Source organism: Butyricimonas hominis, assembly GCF_014287455.1.
GTDB classification, from domain to species: domain Bacteria; phylum Bacteroidota; class Bacteroidia; order Bacteroidales; family Marinifilaceae; genus Butyricimonas; species Butyricimonas muris.
In genome coordinates this window covers 414,195-427,181 of the sequence record NZ_JACOOH010000004.1, presented here as the reverse complement: position 1 = coordinate 427,181, position 12,987 = coordinate 414,195, and the positions used below count along the sequence as shown (strand labels likewise).

General features: G+C 45.2%; 6 protein-coding genes. All 6 read right to left on the bottom strand.

Annotated features, from left to right (window positions below; genetic code table 11):
* Positions 1–36 precede the first annotated feature (36 nt).
* The gene (locus H8S64_RS10820; protein WP_186976065.1) at positions 37–1,131 is read right to left on the bottom strand and encodes a TlpA disulfide reductase family protein; all 1,095 of its coding nucleotides are present in this window, start codon (positions 1,129–1,131) and stop codon (positions 37–39) included.
* 82 nt (positions 1,132–1,213) lie between these two features.
* Positions 1,214–4,522, bottom strand: a complete 3,309-nt coding sequence (locus tag H8S64_RS10815) for a metallopeptidase TldD-related protein (RefSeq protein WP_186976064.1) — start codon at positions 4,520–4,522, stop codon at positions 1,214–1,216.
* Between the two features lie 54 nt (positions 4,523–4,576).
* On the bottom strand, positions 4,577–6,136 hold the full coding sequence (locus H8S64_RS10810; protein ID WP_186976063.1) for a DUF4998 domain-containing protein: 1,560 nt from the start codon (positions 6,134–6,136) through the stop codon (positions 4,577–4,579).
* Positions 6,137–6,139: 3 nt separating this feature from the next.
* Positions 6,140–7,483, bottom strand: coding sequence for a DUF4959 domain-containing protein (locus H8S64_RS10805; RefSeq protein WP_186976062.1), 1,344 nt, complete (start codon positions 7,481–7,483; stop codon positions 6,140–6,142).
* Positions 7,484–7,525: 42 nt separating this feature from the next.
* A complete protein-coding gene (locus tag H8S64_RS10800; RefSeq protein ID WP_186976061.1) occupies positions 7,526–9,448 on the bottom strand; it encodes a RagB/SusD family nutrient uptake outer membrane protein in 1,923 nt (640 codons plus the stop codon).
* Between the two features lie 17 nt (positions 9,449–9,465).
* On the bottom strand, positions 9,466–12,921 hold the full coding sequence (locus H8S64_RS10795) for a TonB-dependent receptor (RefSeq protein WP_186976060.1): 3,456 nt from the start codon (positions 12,919–12,921) through the stop codon (positions 9,466–9,468).
* Positions 12,922–12,987 lie beyond the last annotated feature (66 nt).

Here is a 12,987-nt window from a genome sequence, read left to right as displayed (position 1 = left end):
ATCCAACCAATACAATGACAAGTATATACTCTAGTACTAATCCTTCTTCTTTTTCAGCATTTCCTCAATCTTTTTCTCGAGTTCTCTGCCGCGGAGGTTTTTAGCCACGATGCGGTTTTCCTCGTCGAGGATAAAGGTGCAGGGGATGCCTTTCACGCAGTATTCGGCGGCGATTTCGGAATGTTGTCCTTTTAGGTCGGACACGTTTTTCCAATTACAGCCGTCCTGACCAATTGCGGCTAACCAAGCGTGTTTGTTATCATCAATTGAAACACTGATGATTTCCAGTCCTTTCGGGCGGAAGCGTTTGTAGATTTTTATCAGGTTCACATTCTCCCGTCGGCAGGGACCGCACCAAGATGCCCAGAAGTCGATGACTTTTACTTTTGCCTTTGTTTCGTACAAAGAAAGTACGCCGCCATCGGATAGCGGGGCACTGAAATTGGGCGCAACAGCTCCTATCGCTATTTTTTGGATCTTTGCCAGTTCGGTAGCGATTTGTTTGCCGTAAATGGTTGCTTTTGCCTTTTCTCCCAGTATATCGTAGCGTTCTGCCAGTTTCGTTTCGTCAAGAGTTTGAGGCAATTTGGCTGCCACGACGTAGGCTGCCACGTACGTGTCGTTGTATTTTTTTAGTAATGCCAATTCTTCTGCCTCTACTTGTGTGATTATTTTTTTGAAATCCTGTTGCAGTTTTTGTGCTTGTGCTGGATTTGACCGGGCTTGTGCTTGCAGCTGTTGTTCGCTTTGTGCCAGATACTTGTCCAGATCGTTGAATTCTTTCCATATATTCTGGGCTTCACCGCTACTTTCCACGAGCAGTTCGTTGGTGCCCATGGTAATCGTGTAAACTGCGTTCTCCAACATCATGGCTGCCAATATAGTGTTTTTCTTGACCGGCATCAAGTAGACCAATGTCGTTTCTGGCATCCGGCCTGTAAACTCGAAAGCTCCGTTCGTGATCACGGCCTCGCCGATATCGATCATTCCGTTTTCCGTGTTGGCAACCAACAGTAATTTTCCGTTGACGGAGTTGTCTAACCGTCCCTCGATTTTGTAACTATCTCCTTGTGCCACGGATAACATGACACAACTGAATAACATGCATACGGTAAATAAAAACTTTTTCATCTTCTCGTTCGTTTTTAAAAGTCTCCCGTGTTGATTCGGATTGATTTTCACGGGAGATTTTTAGTTAAAATGGATAACTTGATTATTCTTGTTCCCGTTGTCTCGGGACTTTTAGTGTCGGTTCTTTTGCCGTTTTCGGGCTTGCCTTGTCGATTACCAAGCCGTCCACGATCATTCCGGCAGGATAGATCATAGAAGCGGGATAGTAATCCGGCAGGTAATTCATTACTTCTTCTTTTGACGATATTGCCGTGATTTTCTGCAATTTTGTCAAGTCGGGCATGCGGAATCCGGTGGTACGGACACGGGTTTCTTTCCCGTCCTTGAGATCAATGCGGTAGACCACGAGTGCTGACCCGGCAATCCCTCTCACGATGTAGGCACACGATTGTCTGGCTTCTTTTGCCGCTTTGATCAGTATCTTCTTCATTTTTTCGTGGGAAGTGCCTTTCTCCACCTGTACGTGAATTGTTCCGGTTCCCGTTGTAACAGTCGGGCTTTGCGGTGATAGTATAAAGCGGGAACTGCCTGTTGTTTCCGGGGCTTTCTGTGTCGGGATGCGTCCGTTCAGCATCTTTTTGAACACTCCTTTCTCGACCAGAGTCATTTCTGTTTCCGGGGTAACACCGTCCCCGTCTATCTCGTAATGCCCGTATAACGGTGTACCGTTGTATTCTTTCATTGCCGTGTAATTTTTGACAGTCAGACGGCTATCCATGATCTTGCTCCCGAACTGGTCTTCCAGTCCTCCCCGGGACGGGCTAAGTGAACGGGCGGCGATCAATCCGCCGCGGTATAAGAGGTTGTTTGCCAGAATCGTTGCCACGGCTCCTCCCTCGAACATGATCGGTCCGTTGTAGTACTCTGCCACCGGGGGCGCAGCTTTCAATTGCATCAATCCTTCGGCAAAGGCTCTCACCCGTTCTTTTAACTCCTCGACGGAGGGGAGTTCTGCCGGACTCAGTAACGAGAGCGAGAAAGAATCTCCCACGGTTGAACCGTCGTCAGCACGGGCCTCCGCGGAAACCGACACGGTCACGTGCCCGCCGGGTTCTTTTAATTGCACACCTTCCGTGGTCAGCCGATAGAGGTCTATTTCAGTCCCGCTGATTGCCACGCTGGAGTTATAAATATCCTTGTACTCTTTGAATACAGCCGAGGCTTCGGTTACAAGCTGTTCCAAGGCGGCTTGATTGATCTCGAATTTTGTTTCCCGTTCCCGTACGTGGGTAACCGCGGGTAATTGTTGCATTTCCGCCAAGGCAGATTCCTCGAGTGACCGGGGATTTTGTTGCAAGTAATTCGCTTTCTGTGCCATCATTCCCAGCGAGTATTTGTACATCATATCCGATGCTTCCCAGAATCCGCGGCGAATGATGTCGTAATCCACTTCCGAGGGTAATTGCGCGGGAGCGATTTGTTCCGAGTATTGTACATCGCTGTTATGTTGGTAATCCCCGAGCATCACTTGCGTACCTCCGTTCATTTGCCACGGTGAAACATTCGAGAACATGATGCCTCCTAATGAACCGGCTACCGAGAAGCGACGGTAACGTGCCACTGTGTACGAGATATAGTAAGGTTTCGGGCCGTTTGGTAAAATCAGTGCCGCGTTATTGCGCTCCAGCTCGGAACGCATTGCTGCGAAAATCGTTTCGTCCGTGGTTCCGGTAACTTTGTTTTCCGGTTTCGGTGAAGGTAAAACCGGGGCTATATCACGTGCTTGTGCCCGGCGTTGTGTTTCTATCTGGCTCACGAATATCGTGGGTGAGGTTGCCGTCACGGGTACCCAGCCTGACTCTGCCCCGCAAACGCCCGTGAACACGCTCGGTTTGTTGCCGGCAGCCGTGATGTTCGAGAACATTGACAGGGGAGTCCCGATCATATCCACGCCACGCACCAGTTGATCCGGGCGACCGTCCACGAATACCCTGTACACTTCCAAGGGAGTCACGTTGAACGAGTTCAGGCTTCCTCCCTCACCCGTGTACGTGAAACCACTTGTTACGGTGCGGAAATAATAACCGTATTCTTTTCCTTGCTTTTTGGCTTCTTCCACTAGCATGGCACGCAATTCATCTTCCGTGTAGGGACGATTGGTTTCGATGATTAAATTAGATTGTCTGGAAACAGGATCGCCTCCCCCGGAGGTACGCCCGTGACCGTTGCTCACCGGAAAACCGTCTAACGGTACCCGGCTCATGAGGAATTCTTTCAGCACACCGTTTACCACGTTATCCACCCGGCGAGCTTTCACGCCTTCATCATCGTACACGTAATGACCGTACAAATCCGTGTCGGCATAACGCTTTTGTAAGGGGTCACAATACACTTGAAACTCAGCGGGCAATACCTGTTCTCCAACCATTTTTTTGAAGGTCTGACCGCCCGATTTCAAACGGTGACCTTCCAGACGGTGACCGAAAATCTCGTGAAAGAACACGCCGCTCGCGGGTCCCGAGAGAATGGCAGGTCCCGTGTACGGGTCGGCTACCGGTGCGTCACGCAGTGCCAGCAAGCGTTTAATCATATCTTGTGCATCCGCGACCATCCGGTCGTTATCCGGCAATTCGTCCGGCGTGTAGGCAAAATAATCCATGTTCAATGGTAACTCCATCCCATCAGCTGCTTTCAGTGATGCCATTAACATTACCCGAGTGGATACCCGGTTCTGCACGACCACGCTTCCTTCGCTGTTCACGAAATAGGTGCGTAATACTTGAAAACTAAAGCTGGCTGATCCTTGACGCAATTCGGGACAAGTCTTGAACACGGCGGAAACCTCGTCCATTCGTTGCTCCCAAGCCCGTTTAATATCCATTTTTTGTCTTCCGGCAGCCACGGGAGCTTCGTAGTAATGTTCCACGGGCGCTTCAGAGAAACACGGTGCTTTGTCTTCGTCCTCTACGCTTACTGTGGCGCGAGTCTTTGCCTGATCATACATGGTACGGGCATACTCGTAACGTTGCAGAGTTTCCCGCCAGATCGCTTCCCGGATGGCATCCGAAGCATTATCATCCAAGGGTAAAATTACGCCCTGTGCTCCTTGTGCGTTAGGTCCGGCAAATCCTCCCTGCATATTATACTTGAAATTGTCCAGTTCCGGGCTTCCCAAACGGATTTGCGGTACTAGAGTGCGTGTGCGGTTTGCGTTGGCGGTAGTTACAGCCCCGAACGAGCTTACCACCGTTATGGTGTAGTCGTCCATCGCCCGCATGTTCATGTAATAGGGGATACTTTCCTGTTTCTTTAACTCCTCCATGCTGTATTTCAATTCCTGCTTCATCAGTTGCAAGAGTTTATCCTCTTGCTCCTGACTGAATACACCGGAGAAGCTCAATAGTAGAATCCCGCTAAAAAAGAGTCTGGTTAAATGACTTATTTTTAACATACTTTTTGGTTGTGTTTGAATAACGACCGCCGGAGCGGTCGTTATTATGATATCTTATTTATAAATAAGAATGTCTCCTAAATTAACTTTACAACTTCCTTGGCTGTCAGCTTTATCGCGTAAATTGAACTTGATATAGCGTACTTGGCGTGTTCCCTCGTGAACAGGCATCAATGTAACCTCACCGGAAGCCTCTCCTAGGTCGTTGGCTTCAAAGAATGTCAGATTTTCCCATATTGCCCCGTCAATAGAAGTTTGTATGGAAATAACCGAAGGAACAAAATTAGAGGTAGCCGTGCTCCATGCATAATACATGGGTTGTGTCACTTTAACCCCGCGAATTTCGGTCAGTTCTTTAAATTCCATCAGCATTTCATAATTGCGCAATGAGTTGGTGGCGGTCGTTACCCATACAGTTTGAGGATTGTCGTCCAAAAGATTATCCAATTCAGCGTAAAGATCTGTCGGGATACAGGAGATTATATTTCCATCATTGAATGGCTTGAAGGCTTCTTTGTCAATAATATCCAGTTCGGGTAATTGGGGATATCCTTTGTATGTCATATATGGGAGGTCGTCCCCGCCGAAGTAGTGTGCTAGAAAACCCTCGTGTCCGTAATATTCAATCTCTAATCCTAACAATTCGTTGGCTTTATCCAATACTTGTATACTTTTTTCCATAGATCCCATTAATTGGCTTTGGCTTTGTTCCGAATTGGCGTCTTGTTTGAAATAACGATTTTTGCCTAACACAAGTTTTTTTAAGTTCGGACAATAGAGTATATCTTCAAAAGTTTCTATGTTGTAATCGATTTCCAATTCTTCGACTTCATTAATAAATTTCTCGAACTGTTCCTCGTTTTCTTTTGTGTCTATCGAGTAGCCGTAGCGTCGTTGAATGGCATATGCGAACCCTGCACTAAAGGTTTTTTTATGGTTTAGAACAATTGGCTCGAATTCTATTATATCCGGGCAATCCTCTACTTTCCCTTTCCGTAAAACGTAAATCGAATCCGCGGGATCTGTGCTCACGTCCATGATTGAGATGAGAGAGCCATAACTTGTTTTTTTGTCAAAACCGTATTCTTTGATTTCCTTTTGCGTATTCTTGTATCGAATTATTATTGTATCGATATTCTCGTTCCACTGATCGGAAAAGAAAACGATACTATTATCCAGAAAGTAAGTTTTTAAGACCCCTCTCGAGAACGCGAGCATTACTTCGTGATCTCGTGTATAGGGACGGGCGTAAGTTGTTTCTTTCAAAGATTCGTTTCCTTCTTTGTCTACCGCACAGATATCAAAACGGTAATTCCCGTCTATCAAATTCTTCAGTTCGAAAGAAGTGGTTTCTTTAGGAAGCGAAACCGAATCTTTGCGGTCTTCACACGACCACACTATTTTGATATTTTCTATAGTTGCATCCGTACCGTTTACCCACTCTACTACTAATCGTTCCCATCCGGGTATGGCATGAACATCTGTACATTTTGCCACGTAGTGGATATTTCCGTCCCCGGAATAATCACTGTACGTGTCTTCCAGACTTTCGCTGCATCCGACAAACAATGCCGCCGCTGCAAATAAGTTTAATATGTATTTTCTTTTTCTCATGGTTTAATTCTTTTTCACGAAAATTTCCAATTCATGTAACGTAAAATAAGCGTTCCTATTTGTATTGGTTGAGGATTGCCTTTTTCTGAATGTATCATGTACCATTATCTTCAAGTAACGGTAAGTGTTGTTCAGGGCTGGGAATGAAATATCCACATAGTAGGGATCCATTTTGTCAAGTTCATCTACAGTTTTTGGAGCATACATTAGTTCTAATGATTTATACGTCCATTTGTCTTTTTCAGTCGAGGCGTAGGGATCTTGGTTTAAACGTCCTAAATATTCCCATCCGGCGTCCTCCGGATCAGAGGAATTTTTATTACCGTAGACGGTTACTTGGCAGGGCAGTTTATCCTCGTAACAACCGTTCCAAGATGTTCCCAATTCTTCGTTAGGTCCTGCCGGTTCGTTGGCATGCATGGGGCATAGGGCATACATACGAATCCATGCCGGTGTTTTTTGCTCTCTCAGGTCGAGTATAATGGGTTTGTCAAGAGCGTTAGGTCCTGCCAGATAAGAGGCAAATATTTCCGTGGACGGTTGTGTTATCGGATTTTGATGAGTGGAGGCAAGGAAGCGTTCTCTTCCTCTTAGTTCACCGTCAAACAAGTATTGCACGCCTGTTTTTGCTTTTGAATTTTCTACACTGGTGGGACCACTTATGAAATCCGATGCCGTCATAGTCCATTGTTCCGATAGGAAAGCGTCAATATCCGGATATACTTCCTGTCTTACCCGAAAACCTTGGAAATCCTCTGTACGAATGATAATTGTGTTTTTCGGTCTTTCTTGTTGCACTTTGAAAACTAAGGTGTCCCCACCCCGGCTGATTGGGAAGCTATTTACAAGAATAGTATCCGGTTCGTTAGTTAAAGGATTGGTACCAAGATAAAAAACGTGGGCCATTCCGGTTACGACCGAAGGGCTTTTGTAGATGACCTGAAAACCGCTCCATGCAGAAGCTACTTGTATATCGTTGAAAAAAGCCCAAGGTGCACTGTCTAGTGTTTTGAATTGATATTCACGGGATTCGGACTCCTCGTAGCTTCTATTCACGAAAGAAATATTGGCGGTAACCTCATGTGCTTGCGTGAAACCGTCCAGTAGCAGTGAATCACCACTGTAACCGCAGGTTTTCAATACCTTTTGTCCTTGAGAGTTCGTGTAGCGAACATTCATAGCAAAAATATCCCTATTGTCAGGTAGAGTGTAATGCATCATTGCTCCTCCTGCCACGGGAGTAAACTTGACTTCCAGACCTTCCGGCGATACATTAAAGAGTTTATCGTCGTCATTACAGGAATAAAGGCTGAATATCAGTAATAATAACCATATTGAATTTTTCATGATTCTATTTTTTAAGTAATAAATCTACAATCTAAAATTCATTTACCATCCCGGATTTTGAACCATTCCCGAGATTAATATTTCTTCAGCGTTGAGTGGATCAAAGTAATCTCGCGGAGCCACGAATTTATTCTTACTCCACACCACGATAGGTCCCTCTTCGTTGTTATAAAATGTTTGGGCTGATGTACCGAGGATGTTCCAACCATATTGTTTTTCGTTCATAACTTGTTGGGCTTTTAACCATCGACGTATGTTCCAATACCGGTGTCCCTCGAAAGCGAATTCGATATTATATTCCTGATGAATAATATCCCGCATCCCTACTTTTGAATCTACCTTTGCGGGGTTGTTGGAATAGGTGCGCCATGCTTCCCGTACCGGTAATATGCCTGCCCGCTCCCGTACTTTATCCAGTGGGTCGTACACGCGGTTGTCCGGTTGCTCCAAATACTCGTTCCAGGCTTCGGCTTGCATCAAATAAACTTCTGCAAGACGAATAATGGGTGCCGATTCGTTTTGAAGTCCGCCTGCGTAATTTTGGGTGGCAAGCCATGAGAAAAGATGTTTTTTCAACCAGTAACCATTGATATTTTGCCAGTCATTACTAACAAGAAAGTCTGCTTGAGTACCCCAAGGTTCTTCGTCTTTGTGAGCCTCAACAAGTAAGTTAAAGTCTACATTCCCCGTGTTTGTACCGCGTTGCCAATACATCCGGTCGCCTGCGATGCAGGCATAAAAACGAGGTTCTCTTGCCAAATGAAGATTTACTATTGTACTATTCAATGCAACAACATCCTCGTAAGCCCTGCTGCTTTCGAATCCTAATTTGTAACGGTTACTGTAATTCCAAGTCATATCGGATTCGATAGGTAGCCCGTTCACGGTATAATACATCTCGACCATCTTCATCGAGGGGGAGAGGCAACCCATTGCGGATGACTCGTAATTTACCGGATCGCCTATTAATCGAGGTAAAATATACATATAGAATTGATCCGGGTATTTCCACTCCAGTAAAAATTCTTGGTTATTAAAACGGGAATACACGCTGGCTTCAATGTCGGACATTGTGTTTAACAGTTTTGTTTTTTTGGAAGTCTGTCCCGAGTACAAACTTTTCCCTCCTTCGGCACAAATTTCGGCAGCTTTGTCTGCAGCTTCTGCTGCCAGTAGCCATTTATTCCGGTCGTAAGTTGCACTAAAAAGCGGTTCTCCATTTTTGTTTTTGAAATCAGAATAGAATGCATTCCCGTTAAACAGCGGGGAAGCGGCATAAAGCAATACTTTGGCTTTTAAGGCGTATAATGCTTCAAGACAGAACGTGTGCCCGTAGACTTCTGACCGTTGATTATACGTGGGGATATGGTCTTTCGCTTCGTCCAATAGTCTGATAACTTCTTTAAAACAAGTATCCACGGGTTGGCGAGGTAATTGATAGTGTTTCACGTCCAAATCCACCGGCATATTTTGGGGAACCAGACAGATAGGACCGTAGTGGCGTATCAATTCGAAATAGATAAAAGCTTTTAACACTTTTGTATCTGCCCGCCACCATTCACGATCCTCTTCACTGATGTTGTATGTTTTATCGATGTTTTCAAGAAGAATATTACACCTGCGGATAACAATGTACATTTGGTTCCATATTGTACCGTAAGGGTCTTGTGACATTTGTTGACCATTGGCTACTTTCAAGCCGTCGAGAGCAAGATATGAAGCTGCATTGTATAAAGCTTGACAGGTAACGAATTCATCGGCTCCCGTGTAGGCATTGTTGGTTTTGAAACTTGCAAATAAGATGTTTAAGTCACTATAAAGTGCTTTCCACCACTGTTCTACCTTCGTTTTCTGTTCAAAGATAGACTCTATGGTTTCGATGTCTTTCTCGGGTACCATATCCAAGTAATTGCACCCGGAAAGTAGGAGAATAGTACATAATATTGATAATAAATATTTTTTCATCATCACGTGTATTTAAATTAGAAACTAATATTCAATCCGACCGACCAAGTACGCTGTATCGGATAATTAAAACCGTTTTCTCCTAATTCCACGTCCCAAACTTTAAAGTTCGAGATCAAGAAGGGATTGTTAACACGGGTGTAAAATTTGATACTTTGCATCTTTAGTTTGGTTAATAAGTTTTGCGGTAAATTATAAGCCAATTCGATAGAGGTACAACGCAAGAAACTGCATTCTCGCATGAAATAAGTGGATCTACGTTGCTCGGCACCGGTTCCCGAATTTTCCTGCGGATTGTGAATCTCTATGGATTGAGTGGAAAGACGCGGCCAGAAAGGACGTGCTTTCATGTTATTTTCGCTCCAGTGGTCGTCGTAAATAGCTTTCAACATAGCCCTGTTCTCTACGAATGGACTGATCGCCATCGGGTTCATAAAGAACGCTCGTTTGCCTGAACCTTGGAAAGAGAAACTGAACTCGAAATTTTTGAAGTTAAAGAAGCCGCTGAAACCGTAAATGACACGGGGTGTCGTCGGGAAACCGATATAGGTGGCGTCATTCACGTCAATTACTCCATCGTTATTCAAATCCCGATAACGGATATCTCCCGGCATTACATCGCCGCCTTGGTGCGGAGAGTTGTCGATTTCTGCTTGATCGCGGAACAGACCTTCAGCAATGTAACCTATTTGCTGGGATAATTCCTGTCCTTTTTTACGTTGCCATTCCGGTTTGTCGGTAGCTTCTTCTATATCTTTGTAAATGGCTTTACTGTAAGTGAATGTCCCGTTCAAAATCATCCAGAAGTCCGGAGTGAAGGCGTGTTGAATCTTGCCGGAAAGATCTATACCCCGGGAGCGTGCGTTACCCACGTTACCGATCTGTAGTTTTTCCAACCCCGTTGTCGCGGGTATGGTGTAACGGTAGTCGAGAATATTGTGGCGTATTTCTTGGTAGAAATCGGCATTGATCTCTACGATACCTCCGAACAATTTGGTTTCTATACCAAGATTCATTTGTTCGGCGATTTCCCACGTGATTTTATCGTTGGGATAAGATGATATTTCATAGGTTTGTAGATTGTTTCCGTTGGGTGAAGGATCTGCCGCTTGCGTAGGTGTTAGCAATGGCAAATGAGTGAAATGCGGCTCGTTGATTACTCCGTCATTTCCTACTTTACCCCAAGAGAATCGAAATTTCAGGAAAGAGAGCCAGTGAGCCGTGTGGTTGGCTAGAAAACTCTCTTTAGAGGCAATCCATGCCACTCCTGCTGCCGGAAAGAACCCGAATCGGTGTTTATCGGCGAAACGCTCGGAACCGTTGTAGCCGAAACTGGCTTCCGCGAAGTATTTATCCCGGAACCCGTAGGTGCCACGCATAGAGAATCCCATGTTCCGGCGGGGAATACCATTCAGCACGGATGAGGCCGATGAGGTGGTCGTTTCTTGTGCGTTGAATACAGCTGTTAAACTGGTCTGATGTTCGCCCCAAGCTGCCACGTGTAGTCCCCGTACCTCGTAACTCATTTGGGTGTTTTCAGAACTACCTGTATTCTTTCGATCTTGCGTGTCCACTTGCAATGTTCTGGATGCCTCATCCGGGTTTATTGCAGTTAACGTGTGTACACCGGTTTCAAAATCATAGTTTTTTAATATGTAACGGTAAGGTTCGGTCTTGTAACCGGTGGAATAGTATCCCGTGTAGTTTACCGAGACGGATGCTCGTAGTTCCAATCCCTTGAGGATGGGGGATAAGTTATGAATGTACTCTGCTCGTGCCACGGCGGAATAACGTCGACGATCTTTATATCCCTTGTGAAGTTCCAAGTAAGGATTATTTGTTTTGTTATTTAGAGAACCGAAGCGAAGATGCGGCCATCCGTATGTTTCATCACCCGGGTACATTGCTGCAAAATCCACCGGGGAAGCGTTGAAAGCCATATAGTAAGCTTGGCTAACATCGGCTAAGGGACCGTGATACTTGTCAAGGTTTGCCGAGGAATTGATGTTCAGGCGGATACCTGCGCTCAGATCGATATTCAGGTTCGTGCGGAAAGAGAATGTATTGTTTTCGATATTACATTTGAACTGGTTCAAACGTTCTGTTTTCAACATACCCTCATCTCTGACATAATTCACTGAAGCGTAGTATTGTACTAAACGGGAACCTCCCCGGAGATTCAATCCGGCGCGATGGTTGATAGAGTAGTCATTGAACATGATATTGTACCAGTCATTGGCAGGATACACGTAAGAAGGGTAAAGGGGAGAACCGGTACGCTCGATACGGGTTACGCTGTACTGTGGCGTAGCTGACGGGTTACGTGCCAGTAATGCTTGATTGTACATCTTCATGTAGTTGATCGGATTAACCACTTCGATTTCCCTCGTTGGCATACTTGCTACCGCTTCGTACCGAACGGACGTGTAAACACTACCTTCCTGTCCTTTTTTGGTGGTTACAAGGATTACCCCGTTTGCCCCGCGAGCACCGTACATGGCAGTAGCTGATGCATCTTTCATCACGCTGAACGTTTCGATATCTTCCGGAACCATACGGGAAAGATCCAGTTTGGAAGATTCCACCCCATCGATCAAGATCAAGGGATCAATGTTGGCTTTACTTTGGAAAGAGGTGATACCCCGGATGTAGAATTTGGTATTCATTTCATCTTCCGTCAGAGCCCCGGGAAGCCCTCCGGTCTGCCAGCCGACGATACCGGCAATCTTTCCGGTAAATTGGGATGTCAAATCGCTGCTTGAAGATTTTAAGGTTCTTGCATCCACGGTGGTGATGGCTGATACCACGCTTTCCTTTTTCTGTTCACCGAAAGCCACGACAGTAACCTCTTCGATGTTTTCGGCTGTGGGATTCAGACGGACGTTTACTTTTGTTTTCCCTTTGAGTTCCACGACTTCAGTCTTGTAACCGATGTACGAGACCCGTAGAACGTCGTTTGGGCGCACGCTAATCGTGTAGCGTCCGTCTGCGTCTGTGACAACTCCTTGGGTTGTTCCTTGAATAATTACGGTAGCCCCGGGGAGGGTATTCCCCTTTTCGTCCACGATTTTTCCGGTAACGGAGATCATTTCTACTTCCGGTTTCGTTTTTTCCCGGATAGAAATCAAACTTTGTTGTACCGTGTATTCCAATCCCAGTTTGGGAAGAATCTCATCCAACAATTGTTTGACCTCTTTGTTTTCAGCTTTTGCGGAGATCTTACCTTTAGATTTTACCAATTCGCTGTTGTAGAAAAAGTCATAATCTGTTTGCTTTTTCAACTCGGCAATGATCTCGTTCAAGGTGACATCTTTCAGGTCAAGAGTTACCTTTGTCCTTTGTTGGGCTTGCGCACTCGCCGGAATGGCAGTGTACACACCTAGAAATAAGATTACGAGAAAATTTTTAAAGATTAACATCTTTCGCCATGAATTCCAACTCCTTGGTAATGCATAGTCTCGCTTTTTTTTCATAGTTTTGTGAATTAATAATTTAACATTTTATACATCCGTTTCTTGCAAGGATTCCGGTTGTATGGG

What these genes read in the sequence shown, in the direction of transcription:
- H8S64_RS10815 (WP_186976064.1), bottom strand. Translation starts at nt 4,522, where the DNA reads ATGTTAAAAATAAGTCATTTAACCAGACTCTTTTTTAGCGGGATTCTA.
- H8S64_RS10805 (WP_186976062.1), bottom strand. Translation starts at nt 7,483, where the DNA reads ATGAAAAATTCAATATGGTTATTATTACTGATATTCAGCCTTTATTCC.
- H8S64_RS10820 (WP_186976065.1), bottom strand. Translation starts at nt 1,131, where the DNA reads ATGAAAAAGTTTTTATTTACCGTATGCATGTTATTCAGTTGTGTCATG.
- H8S64_RS10810 (WP_186976063.1), bottom strand. Translation starts at nt 6,136, where the DNA reads ATGAGAAAAAGAAAATACATATTAAACTTATTTGCAGCGGCGGCATTG.
- H8S64_RS10800 (WP_186976061.1), bottom strand. Translation starts at nt 9,448, where the DNA reads ATGAAAAAATATTTATTATCAATATTATGTACTATTCTCCTACTTTCC.
- H8S64_RS10795 (WP_186976060.1), bottom strand. Translation starts at nt 12,921, where the DNA reads ATGAAAAAAAAGCGAGACTATGCATTACCAAGGAGTTGGAATTCATGG.